This is a genomic window from Mucilaginibacter sp. KACC 22063 (genome assembly GCF_028736115.1).
Taxonomy (GTDB): Bacteria; Bacteroidota; Bacteroidia; order Sphingobacteriales; family Sphingobacteriaceae; genus Mucilaginibacter.
The window spans coordinates 1,022,069-1,041,063 of record NZ_CP117877.1 but is presented as its reverse complement, the minus strand read 5'-3'; the positions used below and the strand labels follow the sequence as shown (position 1 = coordinate 1,041,063).

20 protein-coding genes are annotated in these 18,995 nt (G+C 40.8%); 11 read left to right on the top strand and 9 right to left on the bottom strand.

What is annotated here, in order from left to right; translation table 11 throughout:
• The first annotated feature begins 232 nt into the window (after positions 1–232).
• On the top strand, positions 233–1,630 hold the full coding sequence (locus PQ461_RS04600; protein ID WP_274208471.1) for a methyltransferase RsmF C-terminal domain-like protein: 1,398 nt from the start codon (positions 233–235) through the stop codon (positions 1,628–1,630).
• 60 nt (positions 1,631–1,690) lie between these two features.
• On the opposite strand, the gene PQ461_RS04595 is transcribed toward PQ461_RS04600, so the two are convergent.
• Positions 1,691–2,056, bottom strand: coding sequence for a CoA-binding protein (locus tag PQ461_RS04595; protein WP_274303980.1), 366 nt, complete (start codon positions 2,054–2,056; stop codon positions 1,691–1,693).
• Positions 2,057–2,199: 143 nt separating this feature from the next.
• On the opposite strand from PQ461_RS04595, the gene PQ461_RS04590 reads away from it, so the two are divergent.
• Genes PQ461_RS04590 through PQ461_RS04580 form a run of 3 tightly spaced genes read left to right on the top strand, consistent with a single transcriptional unit; the run spans position 2,200 to position 3,456 of the window.
• On the top strand, positions 2,200–2,784 hold the full coding sequence (locus PQ461_RS04590) for an RNA polymerase sigma factor (RefSeq protein WP_274208470.1): 585 nt from the start codon (positions 2,200–2,202) through the stop codon (positions 2,782–2,784).
• A gap of 17 nt (positions 2,785–2,801) precedes the next feature.
• Positions 2,802–3,209 carry a hypothetical protein gene (locus PQ461_RS04585; RefSeq protein ID WP_274208469.1) on the top strand — a complete coding sequence of 136 codons (408 nt, stop codon included), beginning with the start codon at positions 2,802–2,804 and terminating at the stop codon, positions 3,207–3,209.
• Between the two features lie 34 nt (positions 3,210–3,243).
• Positions 3,244–3,456 (top strand): hypothetical protein, encoded by a 213-nt coding sequence (locus PQ461_RS04580; protein WP_274208468.1) that lies wholly within the window; start codon positions 3,244–3,246, stop codon positions 3,454–3,456.
• Here the strand turns inward: PQ461_RS04580 and PQ461_RS04575 are convergent.
• Both PQ461_RS04575 and PQ461_RS04570 read right to left on the bottom strand, forming a co-directional pair.
• Positions 3,453–3,935 (bottom strand): DinB family protein, encoded by a 483-nt coding sequence (locus PQ461_RS04575; RefSeq protein ID WP_274208467.1) that lies wholly within the window; start codon positions 3,933–3,935, stop codon positions 3,453–3,455. The genes PQ461_RS04580 and PQ461_RS04575 overlap by 4 nt on opposite strands.
• Positions 3,936–3,965: 30 nt before the next feature.
• Positions 3,966–5,516, bottom strand: a complete 1,551-nt coding sequence (locus PQ461_RS04570) for an NAD(P)/FAD-dependent oxidoreductase (protein ID WP_274208466.1) — start codon at positions 5,514–5,516, stop codon at positions 3,966–3,968.
• Positions 5,517–5,731: 215 nt separating this feature from the next.
• Between PQ461_RS04570 and PQ461_RS04565 the strand changes: the two genes are divergently transcribed.
• A complete protein-coding gene (locus PQ461_RS04565; RefSeq protein ID WP_274208465.1) occupies positions 5,732–6,286 on the top strand; it encodes an RNA polymerase sigma factor in 555 nt (184 codons plus the stop codon).
• Between the two features lie 109 nt (positions 6,287–6,395).
• Here PQ461_RS04565 and PQ461_RS04560 read toward each other — a convergent pair whose 3' ends face one another.
• Together PQ461_RS04560 and PQ461_RS04555 are read right to left on the bottom strand one after the other, a co-directional pair.
• Positions 6,396–7,340: an RES family NAD+ phosphorylase gene (locus PQ461_RS04560; protein WP_274208464.1), complete on the bottom strand. Its 945-nt coding sequence runs from the start codon at positions 7,338–7,340 to the stop codon at positions 6,396–6,398.
• A 79-nt stretch (positions 7,341–7,419) separates the two neighbouring features.
• Positions 7,420–9,717, bottom strand: coding sequence for a GH92 family glycosyl hydrolase (locus PQ461_RS04555; protein WP_274208463.1), 2,298 nt, complete (start codon positions 9,715–9,717; stop codon positions 7,420–7,422).
• A gap of 134 nt (positions 9,718–9,851) precedes the next feature.
• Here PQ461_RS04555 and PQ461_RS04550 point away from each other — a divergent pair, with 134 nt between their 5' ends.
• From PQ461_RS04550 to PQ461_RS04530, 5 genes are all read left to right on the top strand, one after another.
• A complete protein-coding gene (locus tag PQ461_RS04550) occupies positions 9,852–10,430 on the top strand; it encodes a LemA family protein (RefSeq protein ID WP_274208462.1) in 579 nt (192 codons plus the stop codon).
• Positions 10,431–10,531: 101 nt separating this feature from the next.
• Complete coding sequence (locus tag PQ461_RS04545) at positions 10,532–10,966, top strand: TPM domain-containing protein (RefSeq protein ID WP_274208461.1); 435 nt, start codon at positions 10,532–10,534, stop codon at positions 10,964–10,966.
• A gap of 10 nt (positions 10,967–10,976) precedes the next feature.
• Positions 10,977–11,774, top strand: a complete 798-nt coding sequence (locus PQ461_RS04540; protein ID WP_274208460.1) for a TPM domain-containing protein — start codon at positions 10,977–10,979, stop codon at positions 11,772–11,774.
• 132 nt (positions 11,775–11,906) lie between these two features.
• Positions 11,907–12,455, top strand: coding sequence for an NUDIX hydrolase (locus PQ461_RS04535; RefSeq protein ID WP_274208459.1), 549 nt, complete (start codon positions 11,907–11,909; stop codon positions 12,453–12,455).
• 54 nt (positions 12,456–12,509) lie between these two features.
• A complete protein-coding gene (locus PQ461_RS04530; RefSeq protein ID WP_274208458.1) occupies positions 12,510–13,580 on the top strand; it encodes a type I restriction endonuclease in 1,071 nt (356 codons plus the stop codon).
• Between the two features lie 195 nt (positions 13,581–13,775).
• Here PQ461_RS04530 and dnaA read toward each other — a convergent pair whose 3' ends face one another.
• From dnaA to PQ461_RS04515, 3 genes are all read right to left on the bottom strand, one after another.
• Positions 13,776–15,203, bottom strand: coding sequence for a chromosomal replication initiator protein DnaA (dnaA, locus tag PQ461_RS04525; RefSeq protein ID WP_274208457.1), 1,428 nt, complete (start codon positions 15,201–15,203; stop codon positions 13,776–13,778).
• Positions 15,204–15,677: 474 nt separating this feature from the next.
• Positions 15,678–17,216, bottom strand: coding sequence for an acyl-CoA mutase large subunit family protein (locus tag PQ461_RS04520; protein WP_274208456.1), 1,539 nt, complete (start codon positions 17,214–17,216; stop codon positions 15,678–15,680).
• Positions 17,217–17,218: 2 nt separating this feature from the next.
• Complete coding sequence (locus PQ461_RS04515; protein ID WP_274208455.1) at positions 17,219–17,749, bottom strand: DUF7935 family protein; 531 nt, start codon at positions 17,747–17,749, stop codon at positions 17,219–17,221.
• Between the two features lie 87 nt (positions 17,750–17,836).
• Here PQ461_RS04515 and PQ461_RS04510 point away from each other — a divergent pair, with 87 nt between their 5' ends.
• Positions 17,837–18,190, top strand: coding sequence for a HesB/IscA family protein (locus PQ461_RS04510; protein WP_274208454.1), 354 nt, complete (start codon positions 17,837–17,839; stop codon positions 18,188–18,190).
• A gap of 38 nt (positions 18,191–18,228) precedes the next feature.
• On the opposite strand, the gene PQ461_RS04505 is transcribed toward PQ461_RS04510, so the two are convergent.
• On the bottom strand, positions 18,229–18,972 hold the full coding sequence (locus PQ461_RS04505) for a TlpA family protein disulfide reductase (RefSeq protein WP_274208453.1): 744 nt from the start codon (positions 18,970–18,972) through the stop codon (positions 18,229–18,231).
• Positions 18,973–18,995 lie beyond the last annotated feature (23 nt).

The following is an 18,995-nucleotide window of genomic DNA, read 5'->3' as shown; positions in this document are numbered from 1 at the left end:
GAAGCACTTTTCCCGTCTCTTCTCTATTCTTTCACCTTCGTCTTTTCAAGTAACAACCCTCATTGCTGAGGGGATACAAATGTACCAACTTTTACCCGCCCTGCAACCTTTTTCTTTACTTTTTTAAAACATTTACTTAATACGCTGGTTTCAAAGGGTTAAGCTGCAAGGGAAGGGTGTGATACGTACACTATATATAATATAATCTGCTTAATCCTTACCTTTGGATGATATGAATAGCACCAATTTTCCGCCTAATTTTATAGAAAGCCTAAGCGGAACACCCGGTTTTAATGAGGAAAATTTTATCAAATCTCATGAAAATAATCCTGCTCCTACATCAATCCGTGTAAATCCATATAAAGAAATTAAGGTGAAAAATGCACAACCAGTGCCATGGTGTAAAAATGGATACTATTTAAATGAACGCCCGTCCTTCACTTTTGATCCTTTGTTTCATGCCGGATGCTATTATGTGCAGGAGGCGTCGTCCATGTTTATTGACACCATTATTCGCCAGATCAAACAGAAAACAGAAAACAATCCGCTTAATATCCTTGATCTGTGCGCTGCGCCGGGCGGTAAAAGCACATTATTGGCATCTGCTATGTCTGCAGAAGATCTGCTGGTTGCCAATGAGATCATTAAAACCCGTGTACCTGTATTGGGCGATAACCTTACACGTTGGGGGCTTCCGAATGTGATTGTCACTAATAATGATGCAAAAGACTTTGGCCGTTTGCCGGGATTTTTTGATGTCGTACTAATAGATGCGCCCTGCTCGGGTTCGGGCATGTTCCGTAAAGACCCTGATGCCATGAGCGAATGGTCGGAAGCTAATGTGAACCTTTGCCATCAGCGGCAGGAACGTATTTTAGCGGATGCCTACCCTACCCTGAAAGAAGATGGTTATTTAATATATAGTACCTGCTCATACTCGATAGAAGAAAATGAGCAAATCCTCGACTGGCTTTGTGACACTTTCGCACTGGAAAGTATCCGGATAGCAACTAATAGTGAATGGGGAATTGTTGAAACCCAATCTGAAAAACATAAAGCATGGGGTTACCGCTTTTATCCTGACAAAGTGAAAGGTGAAGGATTATTTGCTGCCTGTCTTGTAAAGCGTGAAAGCAGCGGACAACATTCATCGCACAAAACAAAGTTCCAGAAGATTAATACGAAAGAGATTGCTCCTTTACATATATATATAAATCATCCGGAAGACTACCACTACTTCAAAGTAAACGACGAATGGTTGGTGATACCCGAACAGCATCGGGATAGCATGCTTTTACTGCAGCAATACTTATATATCAAAAAATCGGGCGTACGAATTGGCAAATTAGCGGGTAGAGAATTAATACCAGACCATGACCTGGCTTTAAGTAACATCATCAATAAAGATACTTTCACTAAAACAGCACTTAATAAGGATCAGGCTATAGCGTATTTGCGCCGCGATAATATTATCGATCTGGAAACTGCTCAAAAAGGCTGGAGCCTAATGGAATTTGAAGGGCATACATTAGGATGGGCCAAGTTGTTACCTAACAGGATTAATAACTATTATCCTAAGGAGTTGAGGATAATTGCCTCTCCCCAGCCCTCTCCAAAGGAGAAGGAGTAAGACTGCTTGTTCCAAAATATTCTTTTAAAGTCCTCCCTGTCGGGTAGGATTTGGAGGGGTTTAATACTCTCCCGTACTCAACATCACCAATGTACATGCCGAAAGGGTTTCTATCCCGCGCTCATTAGCCATGCGGCGCAATTCGCTATTGTCGGTACCCGGGTTAAAGATGATACGTTTTGGATGAGTATCTAAAATATAATCATACAATGGCGGCTGATTTTGCGGTCCAACATATAAGGTAATGGTATCTATATCGTTATGTACGGCTTCCGGCTTTTCAATTTCCACTCCGGCAACTTCCCCCTTTTTAATCCCTACATTAACAATGCTATGGCCGCTATTCACCAAACGGCTTGCAGCCAAGTATGCGTAACGGCTTGGATCGGGTGTAGCGCCGAGTATCAAAGTTTTTTTGTCAGGCATCATAATTTCTGTTTATATGATTAGTGACTCAAATATCATGCTAAAAGAGTTTTGTATCTGCCACAGCCCATGCGACTATTAAGCATTCCGAAAAAAGTAAAATATTTTAAAATGTTCTAAAACTATAATCGTCTGTATCTTTAATGCAATTGATTACAGCACATATGGCCGAAGACAAAGCTAACCATACCCTACAAACTATTAAAGCGTATGGTAAAAGCTTGTGGTCATTCATCCGTTACAGGGTAAAAAATGATGCTGATGCCGAGGACATTCTGCAGGATGTTTGGTACCAGCTAAGTGCAGCTGTAAACGCAGAGCCTATTGAACAAACCGGGGCCTGGTTATATAAGGTAGCCCGAAACAAAATCATAGACAAGCATAAAAAGAAATCGGAATCTTTAATCAACGATCTGTTTGGCAGCGATGACGAGGATGACGAAAGTTTAGGCCAGGATTACGAGTCACTTTTGTTACCAGAATTAAATACGCCTGAAAATGCTTACATGAACCAAATGGTATGGGACGAGCTTTTTGCTGCGCTTGATGAACTACCCGAAGAACAAAAACAGGTATTTATATGGCACGAGCTTGAAGACTTATCTTTTGCCGAAATGACAGATATGACAGGCGTGCCGATACAAACATTGGTTTCGCGTAAAAGGTATGCGGTCTTGCACCTGCGCAAAAGGCTTAAGCAATTGTATGACGAGATTATAAATAGTTAGATTAAAATATTAAAAAAATGAAAAAAGTATTATTTGAAGGAAAAGCACGCTTTGTGTTCATACCTATTATAGCAGCGGCAGCACTATCCGTTTTGAGTTTAGTGATTATGCAATTATGGAACTATATATTACCAGATGCCCTGCACGCAGGTACCCTTACATTTTGGCAGGCAATGGGCTTGTTTGTGCTATGCAAGATCTTATTCGGGTTTAGCAAAGGCAACAAGTTTGGCCCGGGTGGCGGCGCACCCTGGATGATGCGTAAACGAATGAAGGAGCACATGAACTCTCTGTCGCCGGAGCAGCGCGAAATATTTAAGAAGAAGATGAAAGAACGTATGTGTGATTTCAGGAACCGTGGATGGGATAATTTTGAATGGGAGCAAACTGTGAATAACCCATCAACCCCAAATCAGCCGGAATAAATCTGCGACAAGTCACTCAGCTAAAATATATCACATGAACATAATGGTATTTAAAACAAGTGTAACCAAAGCAAGGGAAGTTAGCAGGGTGAAAGCCTTGCTGACCGTACCTGCTATAAAAAACTGGAATTTTGATTTGGATGATTGCGACAGGATATTACGCGTAATCACCGATCAGTTTTCGCCGCGAGATATTGAATCTATGCTGCAAGGTGCCGGGTTTGCCTGCCAGGAATTGGAAGATTAACCAACAATAATCTCATTCAGTATAGCTATCTGTCCTGCATGGTAGATCTGGTGTTGAACGAAGCCATCTATCAGCTCTGCATAAGTGGTCACCGGTTCCGTATTACGCTCATCAATAATTGGCTGATCCCATTTTTCTGAAAGCAGGTCTTGTATTGCTTTTACCAGGTTTACATTTACCAGTTTCAGATCATCTTTATACATCTGCCATTTTTGTTCGTCAGGTGCGCCTGTCTCAGGCCAGTCGCCACTTAATGGAACGCCTGCCGGTTTTTCGTTTAACCTGTCAAGTACCTCTTCTGTCCAACTGATCATATGCAGCAAAATTTCTGCAATATTATGCGCAGCACCCGAAGGCTTTTCATAAGCAGCTTCAAAACTTACGTTATCTATGATGTGGTAAATGGCAGTGCCATACCAGGGCTGCCCTGAAAACGAATTTTCTAATTTGTATTGCAGGATTTCGGCTGTTGTTTGCATAACCTAATAACACAGTTAGTTAAACGATGTTTATTTAATCAGTTTGGCTGCGGCATTTGCACAGTTAACACCATCTATAGCAGCAGAGATAATACCACCTGCATAACCTGCACCTTCGCCGCAAGGATACAACCCTTTTATTTGCGGATGCTGTAAGGTCTCCCTGTCGCGCGGAATTTTAACCGGTGATGATGTTCTTGATTCCACACCTACTAATATGGCCTCGTTGGTATAGTAACCTTTCATTTTTCTGCCGAAAACCGGTAAAGCTTTTTGCAGGCGTTGGTGAACACGCTTTGGCAGCACATCTTTTAGCGCTACACTTTTCGTTCCCGGTAAGTAGGAGTTCATAGGCAGATCAGCTGAAACACGGCCCTCAACAAAGTCGACCATACGCTGTGCCGGAGCTACTAAATTGCCTCCGCCCGCTGTAAAAGCAAGTTGCTCTATCTGCTTCTGGAAATTCAATAACCTGAAAGGGTCCTGTTCATCGCCCGGTATATCTTCCAGGTTGATCTGTACAACAGTCCCTGAATTGGCGTAAGGGTTATTCCGTTTCGATGGGCTCCAACCATTTACTACAATCTCATTATAATCAGTAGCACATGGGGCAATGATGCCACCCGGGCACATACAAAATGAGAACACGCCCCTATCGTCCACCTGTTCAACCAGGCTGTAATAAGATGGCGGCAGATATGGGCCGCGGTCTGCACATTTGTACTGCGCCTGGTCAATAATTTCCTGCGGATGCTCTATACGTACCCCTAAAGCAAAGGGCTTGGCTTCAATCAATATGTTTTGACGGTGCAGCATCTCAAATACATCACGAGCCGAATGCCCCGTTGCCAGTATCACAGCATCAGCCTTTAGTTTTTCGCCTGATGCCAGCTCAACACCCTCGATCTGATCAAAATTGACCAGCATACCGGTCACCTTGGTATCAAAAAGCACTTCGCCACCTGCGTTCAAAATGGTTTCGCGCATGGCGGTGATAATCTGCGGCAGTTTATTGGTACCAATATGGGGACGGGCATCTATCAATATATCCTCATCCGCACCATGATCGGTAAATACTTTCAGTACTTCGTTAACATCTCCACGCTTGGTGGAGCGTGTGTATAATTTACCGTCGGAATAGGTTCCCGCTCCTCCCTCGCCAAAACAATAATTAGATTCGGGGTTTACCAATCCTTGTTTATTGATATTGGCTAAATCGCGGCGGCGCTGTTTTACGTCTTTGCCACGCTCCAGCACAATAGGCTTTAAGCCTTGTTTTATACATTGCAAAGCAGCAAATAATCCTGCCGGACCAGCGCCGACAATAATTACCGGTTTGGCATTATTAACATTAGGATAACTGACTACCTGATGTTCCCGCGGTAATGGCTCATTAATATAGGCACGTACCTGCATTCGATAAACTACCTTACGGCTACGTGCATCGATAGAACGCTTTAAAATTTTTAGTGCGGTGATATTTTTAGCTGGGGTTTTTAATGCACCTGAAGCAATTTGCTTCAAAGCCTCCATATCCTCATGCTGTTCTGGCGAACAGACGATCTCAGTTTCTTTTGTCATGGTACCTGCCGGGTTTTTATCCCGGATGATACAAAGTTAAGAAAAGGATATCTAAGTGCATTTGATGTATCAGCCAATTTATGTACGCCCATGTACGCTTACTGTACGGTAACGAACAGTATAAATTATGATTATTTAATCAACACACTGATTATCAATTATTTAATTAATTGGTTGAAATTTTGGCATAGTAGGATCATCAAACATACATTGTCATGATATCTGAAAATAGCTTAAACAGGATTTGGGAAGGTTGCAAAAATAACGACCGCAAACAGCAGGAGTTATTATATAGAGTGTTAGCGCCAAAAATGCTTGCCGTATGCATGCGCTACACTGCCGACCGTGACGAGGCACAGGATGTACTACAGGAAGGCTTTATCAAGATCTTTAAAAATATACATAATTACCGTGGCGAAGGCAGCCTTGAAGGTTGGATGCGCCGCATCATGACGCATAGCGCTATTTCACGTTACCGCAAACTAAGGCCAATGATGCTGACTGCGGAAATATCTGAAAACTGCGTACCATTTTATAGTGCCGGGCAAACCAATAACCGCCTGGAAACACAGGAACTGTTGAGCATGATACAACAATTACCGGGCAATTACCGCTCTGTATTTAATTTGTATGCCATTGAAGGTTACTCGCACCAGGAGATTGGCAGCATGTTAGGTATTACAGAATTATTATCGCGCACTACCCTGCACCGCGCACGTGGTATCCTGAAGAAGAAAGTGATTCAGCGCGACCCAAGCTACGCAGCTTAATATCTTTCGGCTACTTATTCTTACTATATAAACAACCAAAGCCCGTTATCAGCGGGCTTTGGTTTTAAATTTTAATTTAGTGAATCTTTGCGCTATTATATATCTCTTCTCAAAGATCTTCATAAGATATATATTTTTTAAAAGAATCATCATCAGACAACCCATTATACCATTTTCTTATAGCCGGCGGCAGTTTATATTTATATATTTCAGCCCATCTTAATCTTTCTCCTTCTGGAAAAGCCTCCATGCCGAACTCATTAACAATATCATTTGAGCGTTTATAATAAATTACAAGCGCGGCTCTTTCTAAATCTAAATACTCGTGTACATATTCAGGAAATAAAGCAATATTAGTACCTGCACCATCTACTTGAACACTAGGAAACAATAAACCTGGCCAATTATCATGTTTTATAAATTCAGCATAAGCCGCTGACAGTTTATATTTATATTTTGCAGTTTTCTCAACAACCCTCGAATATTCAGATGTAAGAAAATTGTCTATCATTTTTAATTGCTCTATTTTATCAGGGTATCGCAAAACCATTTCGTTGAACGTTTCAGTTCGCTTCATGACTTGGCTTTCATTGTGCTTTAAGTTTCCAGATACTTGAACAAGTTGAAGGTCTTTTTTAACGATCCATTTACCAATCACAAATGTTTCTTTATCAATTTCATTAGATGATTCTTTTAAATCACCTAATGCTTCAAACCCACACGTATAATAGGGCTCCATAAACTCACTTCTCACTGAGCCGTAAAAAGCTGTTTTACCTTCCCAACTGGCTCTGTTAAAACCACAAGATGCCGCGTTAGGATTATATGAAATTTGAGAAATTTCATTTGGAATACCACTCCCTTTACCCTGCAAATAATTACAACTTACTGCACGCGTTACAACAGTACCTTGGGGAATTACTGTAATTATTCCTACGTGTTGACTTAGTTGAGCATATAGTGACAAAATTTCATCAAGTTCTACTGTACGTAGATCAATTGCGTTAAGCTCACTTAATACCTCTTTAATTTTGTTCAAGTCAGAAAACTGCATTAATTAAATTTTTTATTAAATATAATTAAAATGCCATATATAGATGTCAATAAAGCAATCTACAGTTGACTCGACCGTTCTACTTATGACTGCTTCTCATGTAAAATACCAGTTCGCCGCCATTCATAATATCGCTGTGTTTTATAGTTAAAACATTTAGTGTCTTACCGTTTAAAGTAATCTTTTGCACGTAAATGTTTTTATCGCTCTGATTTTTGGCAATTATAGAAAACGTTTTACCATTTTCCAGATTAATAACTGCCTTGTCTATCGCCGGGCTACCAATGGAGTAATCATCCGATCCTGGCGCTACAGGATAAAAGCCAAGTGTGCTGAAAATATACCATGCGCTCATCTGCCCGGTATCATCATTACCGCCTAAACCATCCGGGGTTGGGCCATACATTTTTTTCAGGATCATGCGGATACGCTCCTGTGTTTTCCATGGCTTATCTGTCCAGTTATATAAATAAGCAACATGGTGGCTTGGCTCGTTACCATGTACATAATTACCGATAATACCGTCGCGGGTAATGTCTTCTGTCTCTGCAAAAAATTCGTCCGGCAGGTGCATGGTAAACAGCGAATCCAGGTAACGCACCACGCGTTTATTACCCCCCATTAATTCGATCAACCCTTTTGGATCCTGAGGAGCAAACAAAGTGTAGTTCCATGCATTACCCTCAATAAAGCCCTGGTTAATGGTAGTCAGCGGATCAAAGTTTTTACGGAACGTACCATCTGCCAGTTTTGGTCGCATAAAGCCAACTTTAGGGTCATACACATTCTTGTAATTTTGCGAACGCTTAATAAACTCCTGATAGATATCATCACGGCCTAATTTTTTAGCCAATTGCGCAATCGCCCAGTCGTCATAAGCATATTCCAGGGTTGACGAAACCGAGACTGCACTGCGCTCATCAGGTATGTAACCCCTGTCTATATATTCGCCTATACCTTCATAATCGCGGTGACGTGCCGTAGCAACACATGCTTCAAGGGCTTCATTTTTGTCAAAATCGCCGTTACCTTTTATAGCAGCATCAGCTAAAACAGCCACAGCATGGTAACCGCTCATGCACCAGTTTTCGTTGCCCGAATTTGACCAAACCGGTAACATGTGCTCAGGGCTTTGCTCATAATGTTTCAGCATTGATTTAACCATGTCTGCATTGCGTTTGGTTTCTATGATATTAAACAGCGGATGCAAAGCGCGGTAAGTATCCCACAAAGAGAAAGTAGTGTAATTTGTAAATCCCTCGGCATGATGTACGTTCTGGTCAAGGCCTTTATAATCACCGTTGACATCCATATATATAGTAGGGTTGATCATAGCGTGGTACATACCGGTATAAAAGTTCTCCTTTTCAGCGCGACTTTTTGATTGTATCACAATACGGTGCAATTGCTCTTCCCATTGTTGTTGTCCTGCTTCCCTGATCTTATTAAAATCCCAGCCCGGTGCTTCAGCTTTCATATTAGCCAAAGCATTTTCCATACTCACAGGCGATAATGCCACTTTCAAATCGATCTTCTCTCCTTCGGCCGTATTGAAATCAAACCATGCCTTGATCTGCTTTCCGGCAGTTTCCGGGAAGTTTTTGGTCTGGTTAAACTTACCCCAGAACCCGCGGTAAACGCTTCCGCTGGTAAAGTTCTTGAAACCATGCGCAATAAATGGTTTTGAGAATGATAAAGCAAAATATAAGCTACGTGTACGTGCCCATCCGTTAGTCTGGCGATAGCCAATAACGGTACTGTCATTCAGCACACGCAGGTAGGTCCAAACATTTTTTTCCGGATAATTATAAATGCCGGCTACCATATCTAATATGATATGCGCCTGGTTAGATTTCGGAAAAGTGTACTGGTGCATACCAACACGTGTGGTGGTAGTTAGCTCCGCAGTAATATTATTTTTGTCAAGTTTTACCTTGTAATAATTAGCTTCTGCTATTTCGTTCTGATGCGAAAAGGTAGAACGGTAACCACCGGCAGGATTTGATGCCGTCCCCGGGTTTAACTGTAATTTCCCGACAGTGGGCATTATCAAAATATCGCCTAAGTCAGAGTGTCCGGTACCGCTAAAATGCGTGTGGCTGAAGCCGACAATCGTTTTATCATCATACTGGTAACCTGCGCAATACTTATACACATCAGGATTGTATTTACCATTTTGATCATAGGTGATGGTATCGGTTTCAGGGCTTAGTTGTACCATACCGAAAGGCACTGTAGCACCCGGATAGGTATGCCCCATACGTTGCGTACCAATTATTGGTTTAACGTATGGTGTCAGTTTGTCATTTTTAGCGGATTGTGCAAAGGCGGTTGCGCCATAAAATAGCAACGTTATAGGCAGAAACTTATTAATCATGCCCAAATATAGCGTATAGGGCTTATGAAGCGAATAGTTTTATTGCCAAGATCTTATTACATTTACGATAATGTAACAACGGTATGCAATTTGTATCTAATTGCTAAATTCAACTAAATATAACAGTTAATAAAATGAAAAGACTATTCACAGCAATATTGGTAGTGGTGGCAGCCATGTCATTAAGTTCATGCAGCTATAACGGCATTGTACGTATGGATGAAGATACTAAAGCCAAATGGGGAACCGTACAAAGCCAGTATCAGCGCCGTGCCGACCTTATCCCTAACCTTGTTGCTACTGTAAAAGGCGTAGCTAATTTTGAAAAAAGTACGCTAACGGCAGTAACCGAAGCCCGCGCAAAAGCAACTTCTATACAGGTTGACCCAACCAAGCTAACACCTGAAACTGTACAAAAATACCAACAGGCACAAGGCCAGCTAAGTACAGCTTTGGGCCGATTACTGGTAGCATCAGAAAACTATCCTAACCTAAAAGCTAATGAAAACTTTACAGCTTTACAGGCACAATTAGAAGGTACTGAAAACCGCATTAGCGTAGCACGTATGGATTTCAACAATTCGGTACAGGCATACAACAGCAAGATCCGAGAGTTCCCGGCTAACCTTACTGCCAAAATGTTCGGCTTTGCACCAAAAGGTTACTTCCAGGCAGAGGCTAACGCACAGAACGCACCGAAAGTAGAATTCTAAAAATAACAATTACTGAATGAGTGAATTAGTGAGGGACTGAATATAAGTTCTTTTATTAATTCATCATTCAGTAATTCACTCACTCAAAATTACCTCAAGGTATGGCAGTTTTTAATGACGAAGAACAGCTTCAGATACGCAGTGCCGTTGAAGCAGCTGAAAAAAATACATCGGGCGAACTCAGGGTATGTATTGAAAAAACATGCAGCGAAGATGTGCTTGACCGTGCCGCTAAATATTTCTTTGAGCTGGATATGGAAAAAACCAAACAGCGCAATGGTGTATTGATTTACCTGGCTACTGTCGACCGTAAGTTTGCCATTATTGGCGATGCGGGTATTAACTCCGTTGTACCCGCCGATTTTTGGGATGCAACCAAAGAAGCCATGCTGAACCACTTTAAAAAAGGCGACCTTGTTGAAGGTATTGTTACCGGGCTTACTTTAGCCGGGCAACAGCTTAAAAAATATTTCCCATACCAAAGCGATGACACAAACGAACTTTCGGACGATATCGCCTTTATGGATGGCAACTAACCCTATTACTATGTTCAAAAAATTATTGCTGGTTTTTGGCCTGCTGCTCACCTGCACCTTTGCATGGTCTCAGGACTTCCCTCCAAAACCAAACACTTTAGTAGCCGACTTTACCAATACTTTATCAGACGGAGACAAACAGCAGTTGGAAAATAAGCTGGTTGCCTTTAATGATTCAACCTCTACACAAATAGCGGTAGTACTTATTAAATCTGTCGGCGATTATGATATTGACGAATACGGAACCATGCTTGGCCGTAACTGGGGCATTGGCCAAAAAGGTAAAAACAACGGTATACTTGTACTGGTAGCCCTTAACGATCGCAAGGTAACTATACAAACCGGCTACGGTGCAGAAGGCGCATTGCCTGATGCGATTACGCAGCAGATCATACAACAGGATATCAAGCCTAATTTTAAACAGCAGGATTACTATGCAGGTTTGGATAAGGCAACTGATGATATAATGAAGTACATGAAAGGCGAGTACAAGGCCGACCCTACTGCTAAAAAGAAAAAACAGAAAGATGGGGGCAGCGCCGGTGTGATTATTATCATTATTATCGTAGTGCTTGTCCTGATTTTCCGCAAAGGCGGTGGTGGTGGCGGTGGCCATATTATTGGCAGCCGCGGAGGAGCCAGTCCACTATGGTGGTTTTTAGCCGGCAACATGCTTGGCCGTGGCGGTAGTGGCGGGCGTGACTGGGGAGGATTCTCTGGTGGCGGAGGTGGCAGCTCTGGCGGAGGCGGTTTCGGAGGCTTCGGCGGTGGTAGCTTCGGCGGTGGCGGCAGCAGCGGAAGCTGGTAGTTAAGCCAATAAAATATTGAATGCTGAATAAAGAATATCGAATTAATATCTATTCTTATTCAGCATTTTTTTATTGATCATTAAACAGACCTTTTCGATATTCATTATTCTACATTCTGTATTCTAAATTCTATGAGAGATTTAACCTGGAAAAAACTATCATCTACATACGTTTATAAAAGTGCATGGGCAACTTTACGCCGTGATATTTGCGAAATGCCCGATGGCCGCATCAAAAACGACTATTATGTATTAGAATATCCTAACTGGGTAAATGCCGTTGCCATAACCGAAGAAGGTAAAGTAGTGATGGTACGCCAATATCGTCATGCGGCAGAGATTGTTTCATTGGAAATACCCGGCGGTGTAATAGATGGCGATGAAGCACCCGAACATGCTATTAAACGTGAACTGTTAGAAGAAACAGGTTACGAATTTGACAATATAGAATTACTTACTGCTATATATGCCAATCCATCCACAGGTAATAACGTTACTTATTGCTACCTGGCACAAGGCGGTAAAAAAGTAGCAGGCCAATCACTGGATGAGCATGAGGAGATCATCATCGAAGAATACACCATTGATGAATTAAAACAACTGTTACTTAGCCACCAAATACCGCAGGCCTTACATTGCACTACGATTTTTTATGCGTTGTTAAAGTTGGGGGTATTGTAATAATTTGATTAATCAAAACATTGTGATTATTTTAGGATGTACTAAACCAATCACATGATGGATTTTAAAGATCAAATATTGCAGCTGGCAGCACGTGCCGAAAAAATGCTGCCACAAATTCAAACTGAGGAAGCAACCAAGAATGCATTAATTATGCCTTTTATTCAAATAATGGGATATGATGTGTTTAATCCTTTTGAGGTTAATCCAGAATTTATTGCTGACATAGGAATAAAGAAGGGCGAAAAAGTTGATTATGCTATTATGAAAGATGGCGAGCCTGCTATCTTAATAGAGTGCAAGCACCACTTAGAAAACTTAGATCCACATAATTCACAGCTATTCCGATATTTTCACACGACTTCTGCTAAGTTTGGCTTACTGTCAAATGGCATGGTGTATCGTTTCTATACCGATTTAGTGGATAAGAATAAAATGGATTCGACACCATTTTTTGAATTTAAACTTTCCGAGATTAAAGACACTGAGATATTGGAACTAAAGAAGTTTCATAAATCTTATTTTGATGTTGAGAACATTACTAATACTGCAAGTGAATTAAAGTACCTTAATGAATTAAAAGCCCTGCTCACAAGAGAAATAAATGCGCCGTCAGAAAACTTTGTCGCTTTTTTCACTAAGCAAGTATATCCAGGAGCAATTACAGCAAAAGTTAAAGAGCAATTTACACCAATCATTAAAAAATCTTTTAACCAGCTAATAAGCGAAACTATTAGTGATAGACTAAAATCTGCCTTAAATCAAGAAAAAGAGAAAGATGAGCAGGAGGCAGTTAAAATTGAGGAGAATCCTGAAAGCTCATTAGCTAATATCGTTACCACCGATGAAGAGTTAGAAGGATTTCTAATTGTAAAATCAATTTTGAGGCAATTTGTTGATCACAGGAGAATTGTTTATAGAGATGCCCAATCCTATTTTGCTATTCTCTTAGATGACAACAACCGCAAAACCATTTGCCGACTTTATCTCAACAATAAAAAGTACTTGGTTGTACTTGACGAAAATAAAAAAGAAGTAAAATATGAAATACAATCAATTGACGAGATTTTTAACTATTCAGAACCTTTGATTGATTCTATTAAAAGGCTTGAAAAAAAAGCTTAAATAAAATTTTAACTGATACTATTACGAACTAAAAGCCACGCATTGCAAAGTACTAAGCAATCTCATATAACAATGCATTATGGGGATTGCTTCTTCGTTCTGATTTATCAGAACATCATCGCAATAACAACATGAAATCTCTATTAAACTAAAAAGCCCCGCAATTGCGGGGCTCTCTGTTTGGCTTATAATTGATTAAGACATTTTCAGTTTCTTTTGGATATCAGCTACGTAGCCTTTAAATTTCTTATCGGTATCAATAAGGTCTTCTACTGTTTGGCAGGCGTAGATTACGGTTGAGTGGTCGCGGCCGCCAAAGAAATGGCCTATTGTTTTAAGCGAACTTTTTGTATGTGCTTTTGCCAGGTACATTGATATTTGACGGGCCTGTACAATCTCGCGTTTACGGGTTTGTGATTTCAGCATATCAATCGGCACCTCAAAGTATTCGCAAACCAGGCTTTGTATATACTCCATGGAAATCTCTTTGGTAGAGTTTTTCACGAAGTTCTTCAGCATCTGCTTAGCCAGGTTCAGGTCAATCTCCTTACGGTTAAGGGTTGACTGTGCCAGCAATGATACCATAGCACCTTCCAGCTCGCGTACGTTGTTATCTATATTATGAGCAACGTATTCAATTACATCATTTGATAACTCGATACCATCCTGGTAGATTTTGTTTTTGAGGATAGCCATACGTGTCTCCAGATCAGGGATCTGCAAATCTGCAGAAAGCCCCCATTTGAAACGGGATAACAGACGCTCCTCTAAACCAGCTAAATCTTTAGGCGCTTTATCAGATGTAATGATCAGCTGCCTGCCCGACTGGTGCAGGTGATTGAAGATATGGAAGAAGAAGTCCTGTGTTTTCTCTTTACCTGCAAAGTTGTGTACATCATCCATGATCAGTACATCAATAGCCTGGTAAAAATTAACAAAGTCATTTATATTATTATGCTTTAAAGCATCAACAAATTGCTGTGTAAACTTCTCGCACGATACATATAATACCAACTTATCAGGCAGGGTGCGTTTAATCTCGTTACCAATGGCCTGTGCCAGGTGGGTTTTACCCAAACCTACGCCGCCGTATATCATTAACGGATTGAAGGAAGTACCACCCGGTTTTGCGGCCACCGCATAACCTGCAGAGCGGGCAAGACGGTTGCAATCACCCTCTACAAAGTTTTCGAAGGTATAATTCTGGTTCAACTGCGGATCAACATGCAGTTTCTTTAAACCAGGTATTACAAACGGGTTCTTAATGTCCTTATTTATGGAAATCGGGATCGGCATTGACTGATTCTTTGCTTCAGCGCCGTTACCATTTGATGGCATGTTAGTGGTATACGGCTTACTTGAAGACGATTGTTCTACAACAATATTATATTCTAAACGTCCGTCTTCACCCAATTGTTTTTTAATGGTTTTACGCAGCAACCCAACATAGTGCTCTTCAAGCCACTCATAAAAGAATAAACTGGGTACCTGTATGGTTAATACACTCCCCTCAATCCTTAAAGCTTTTATAGGCTCGAACCATGTTTTATAGCTCTGTGCCGGTATATTGTCTTTAATGATCTGAAGACAGTTATTCCACACGTTAGTACAAGTTTTTTCCATACAGTTTCTACTAATATATTGATTTATAGCTTAAAGCAAATCTTACTTTCAGCCCGCTACGGAACATCGAATATTCGCAAAAAAAACGAATAAAAAAATTAAAATTTAAATTTGCTTAACATCATTTTTATGTTATAAAGAACTAAAAAATGTGACTTTATAAGCACTAAAAGCACTTTTTGAACCGAATTAAAAAACAGTATTTAATTGTAACGCTCAATATTTTACTTTAATGACATCTTTAAGGTGATTTCACGTTGTTATTAACAATTAACAGTTGTTAATAACTTACGTTAATAAAAACAGCTCATTTTTCGATGGATAAACCGCTGTAAAAGGAAAGTGTTTTGGAGTAAAAATCAGTTAGTTTTTAAGTGCTTATTTTACAGTCAGAAAAAAAATAATTAAAATCGCTATTTACTTTTAAGCAAATTATTGTAAGCAATATGCACATGGTTTCGCTTTCCAAAATCATCAATATTCGCCGAAAACTTCACGCATTACGTCTGAAATTTCGCCAAGCGTTGCATAGCTTTCTACCGCCGTTAAGATGTATGGCATCAGATTTATAGATCCTTGCGCAGCTTGTTTTAAATTACTTAATGCAACTGCTACTTGATAGTTGTCTCTTTGTTCGCGCAGTTGCCTTAACTTTTCGATCTGATGCGCTCGGATACTATCATCAACCCTGAAAACTTCAGCAAGCGGTTCTTCCTTTTCGGTAAACTTATTTACACCAACCAGAATGCGCTCACCTTTTTCAATCTCGTTTTGATAAAGATAGGCCGAAGCTGCAATCTCCTGCTGCATATAATCCTGTTCAATGGCTTTTACCGAACCGCCCATGGCGTCAATCTTATCTATATATAATTGTGCGGCGGCTTCCAGCTCGTCAGTTAAAGCCTCTATAAAATAAGACCCTGCCAATGGATCAACAGTATCTGTTACCCCGCTTTCAAAAGCAATGATCTGCTGGGTACGCAAAGCTATTTTAGCGGCTTGCTGCGTTGGTAAAGAAAGCGCCTCGTCATAACCATTGGTATGTAATGATTGCGTACCGCCTAATACAGCTGCCAGCGCCTGGTTACTTACCCTCACAATATTATTGAGCGGCTGCTGTGCCGTTAAGGTAGATCCGCCGGTTTGGGTATGGAATCTCAGCTTTTGCGCAGAAGGGTCAGTAGCGCCAAGCGACTTGGTAATGTTTGCCCACATACGGCGGGCAGCCCTGAACTTGGCTATCTCTTCAAAAAAGTTGTTATGGCAATTAAAAAAGAACGAAAGCCTTTTTGCAAATACATTTATATCCAAACCCTTGCTTAAAGCTGCCTGTAAATAGGCTTTGCCATTGGCAAGTGTAAAGGCCAGCTCCTGCACGGCGGTTGATCCTGCTTCACGTATGTGATAGCCAGATATAGATATGGTGTTCCACTTGGGTACTTCGGTACTACAATACTCAAATATGTCGGTTATCAACCGCATAGATGGTCCCGGCGGATAGATATATGTGCCGCGTGCGGCGTATTCCTTTAATATATCGTTTTGTATAGTGCCAGATATCTGCTTAATATCTGCGCCCTGCTTTTTTGCCAAAGCAATATACATGGCTAACAAAATACTTGCCGTGGCATTAATAGTCATGGAAGTGGTAATATCCTGCAGCTTAATGCCGTCAAACAATATTTCCATGTCTTTTAGCGAGTCAATAGCTACACCAACTTTACCCACTTCTCCTTCTGCCAGTTCATGATCCGAATCATAACCAATTTGCGTAGGCAGGTCAAACGCTACGGATAAACCCGTAGTGCCCTGGCTTAACAGGAAATGATAACGTTTATTTGACTCTTCGGCTGTAGAAAACCCCGCGTATTGGCGCATGGTCCAAAGCTTACCCCGGTACATGTCGGGCTGTATCCCCCTCGTATAAGGAAACTGGCCTGGTGCTTCACTTCCTTCGCCTTCGTAAACAGGCTTGATCTCTATACCCGATGTGGTAAACCTTTTATCCCCCATAGTTAAAATAACTTTTCAAGGTCCTTCTTGATCATGTTTGATGCAATATCATAAGGATTATCCTCAAGCCCGCCCAGATGAGCGAGCATCATTTTGCTCGCATCCAATCCCGATGCATCAGCTGGCAGGCTTTTAAATACATTATTTATCAGCGTAATGGTATCATCTTTAATTTTTTTGGCAACAACCCAGGCTTCAGGACTTACATAAATCTGTTGTGTTATATTATGCTGAAACTCGTTTCTAACCTCAGCTAAAACAAGTACATGTAGTTCAGCAGCTGTATAGCCGGATGCACTCAATCTTATTAACAGATTCGCAGGGTTAATGCGGTCAATCAATAAGATCAGCCGCTCATAAGCCTGCAGGCGCAAAGGCAAGGTTTGTGTACTGGTTGCTTTTTTAAATTCGAGCAATTGTAAGCTTTCAGACCTTTCCAGATATGGCTTTAATAAATAAAATGCTACCCAAACAACGCCAATACCGGCTATAGTCAATTTAATAATATCTAAAATGTAATTAAGCGAAAGCATTAGTGTTATATAAAGGTCATTTGTATGGAACGGATAACAAAAATCTGCATTTTAAGTTATATTTGTGTAGGTAATTAAAATTAAAAGATGAGTACTGTTGTTGAAACTGCCATTGCCCCTGTAACCTTTACCGAAGGTGCAGTAAAAGAAATTAACAAATTGATTGATCAGCAAGAAATTGCCGACGACTTCGGATTACGTGTAGGCGTTGAAGGCGGCGGCTGCGCTGGCATGAACTATATATTAGGTTTTGACCAGAAAAAAGACGGCGACCAGGAATATATAATCAATGGTGTAAAGGTGTATATGCATAAAGCACATGGCTTGTACCTTGCCGGTATGCAGATTGATTTCCAGGACGGATTAAACGCCCGTGGTTTCACGTTTAATAACCCTAATGCTGCCAGCACTTGCGGCTGCGGCACATCATTCTCTGTATAAAAGATATTGCTTTTAGTTTATGCAACGGCTGCGCAGTGTTACTGTGCAGCCGTTGTCGTATTAACAGTAACAGGTGAAGCTAATGCCTCATTTATTGTTTTCTTTATCCAGCCGGGATTTGCCGGACTGCCACCCTGGCTTGAGTAAGCAACCTTTCCATCGCGGTTAATTACCACATTAGTAGGATATAGATTTACACCATACTTTTGAGCCAGGTAACGGCCGCTGCTTAATAGGTGGTAGCTTAGTGGGTTTTGCTTTATAAAATCTTTAACATCGTAGCCTTCATCCAAAGCAATGGCTACAAATATTACATCCTTGTTGTCTTTATATTGTGTAGCTATCCTGTCAAGATCAGGGATTTCGGCACGGCATGGCGGGCAACCGATGAACCAAAAATTAAGCACAATTACTTTACCGGCCCAAAATTTCAGATCGATTTTTTCGCCATTAAGGTCCCTGTCTTTAAAAGGATAGAACTTGTCTCCTTCTTTAAACTGTTCGCTCCGTACAGGCTTAGGCAAGCGAGCCAACCATTCTTCTTTCTCCTTTTCAGACATTTTAACAATAAAGTACTTTTTAATAGCAGCATCATCTGATTTGGCAAACATCAATTTATAATCGCCTGAGCTTAATAACTTTCTCCAGGCTAATGCCGGATATACCATTCCCGAAGAATCAACAACAGTAATATTATCATTAGTTTTTGCCTGAGTTACCTGTTGAGCCGAAGCATTTAATACAAACAGGAATAAAGCAATTGAAAAGAAAAGCTTTTTCATTGGATAAGATTTGGTTTCAGTAA

What these genes read in the sequence shown, in the direction of transcription:
- PQ461_RS04575 (WP_274208467.1), bottom strand. Translation starts at nt 3,935, where the DNA reads ATGCAAACAACAGCCGAAATCCTGCAATACAAATTAGAAAATTCGTTT.
- PQ461_RS04580 (WP_274208468.1), top strand. Translation starts at nt 3,244, where the DNA reads ATGAACATAATGGTATTTAAAACAAGTGTAACCAAAGCAAGGGAAGTT.
- PQ461_RS04515 (WP_274208455.1), bottom strand. Translation starts at nt 17,749, where the DNA reads ATGCTTTCGCTTAATTACATTTTAGATATTATTAAATTGACTATAGCC.
- PQ461_RS04540 (WP_274208460.1), top strand. Translation starts at nt 10,977, where the DNA reads ATGTTCAAAAAATTATTGCTGGTTTTTGGCCTGCTGCTCACCTGCACC.
- PQ461_RS04530 (WP_274208458.1), top strand. Translation starts at nt 12,510, where the DNA reads ATGATGGATTTTAAAGATCAAATATTGCAGCTGGCAGCACGTGCCGAA.
- PQ461_RS04550 (WP_274208462.1), top strand. Translation starts at nt 9,852, where the DNA reads ATGAAAAGACTATTCACAGCAATATTGGTAGTGGTGGCAGCCATGTCA.
- PQ461_RS04590 (WP_274208470.1), top strand. Translation starts at nt 2,200, where the DNA reads ATGCAATTGATTACAGCACATATGGCCGAAGACAAAGCTAACCATACC.
- PQ461_RS04585 (WP_274208469.1), top strand. Translation starts at nt 2,802, where the DNA reads ATGAAAAAAGTATTATTTGAAGGAAAAGCACGCTTTGTGTTCATACCT.
- PQ461_RS04560 (WP_274208464.1), bottom strand. Translation starts at nt 7,340, where the DNA reads ATGCAGTTTTCTGACTTGAACAAAATTAAAGAGGTATTAAGTGAGCTT.
- PQ461_RS04555 (WP_274208463.1), bottom strand. Translation starts at nt 9,717, where the DNA reads ATGATTAATAAGTTTCTGCCTATAACGTTGCTATTTTATGGCGCAACC.
- PQ461_RS04595 (WP_274303980.1), bottom strand. Translation starts at nt 2,056, where the DNA reads ATGCCTGACAAAAAAACTTTGATACTCGGCGCTACACCCGATCCAAGC.
- PQ461_RS04565 (WP_274208465.1), top strand. Translation starts at nt 5,732, where the DNA reads ATGATATCTGAAAATAGCTTAAACAGGATTTGGGAAGGTTGCAAAAAT.
- PQ461_RS04505 (WP_274208453.1), bottom strand. Translation starts at nt 18,972, where the DNA reads ATGAAAAAGCTTTTCTTTTCAATTGCTTTATTCCTGTTTGTATTAAAT.
- PQ461_RS04570 (WP_274208466.1), bottom strand. Translation starts at nt 5,516, where the DNA reads ATGACAAAAGAAACTGAGATCGTCTGTTCGCCAGAACAGCATGAGGAT.
- PQ461_RS04510 (WP_274208454.1), top strand. Translation starts at nt 17,837, where the DNA reads ATGAGTACTGTTGTTGAAACTGCCATTGCCCCTGTAACCTTTACCGAA.
- PQ461_RS04545 (WP_274208461.1), top strand. Translation starts at nt 10,532, where the DNA reads ATGGCAGTTTTTAATGACGAAGAACAGCTTCAGATACGCAGTGCCGTT.
- PQ461_RS04520 (WP_274208456.1), bottom strand. Translation starts at nt 17,216, where the DNA reads ATGGGGGATAAAAGGTTTACCACATCGGGTATAGAGATCAAGCCTGTT.
- dnaA (WP_274208457.1), bottom strand. Translation starts at nt 15,203, where the DNA reads ATGGAAAAAACTTGTACTAACGTGTGGAATAACTGTCTTCAGATCATT.
- PQ461_RS04535 (WP_274208459.1), top strand. Translation starts at nt 11,907, where the DNA reads ATGAGAGATTTAACCTGGAAAAAACTATCATCTACATACGTTTATAAA.
- PQ461_RS04600 (WP_274208471.1), top strand. Translation starts at nt 233, where the DNA reads ATGAATAGCACCAATTTTCCGCCTAATTTTATAGAAAGCCTAAGCGGA.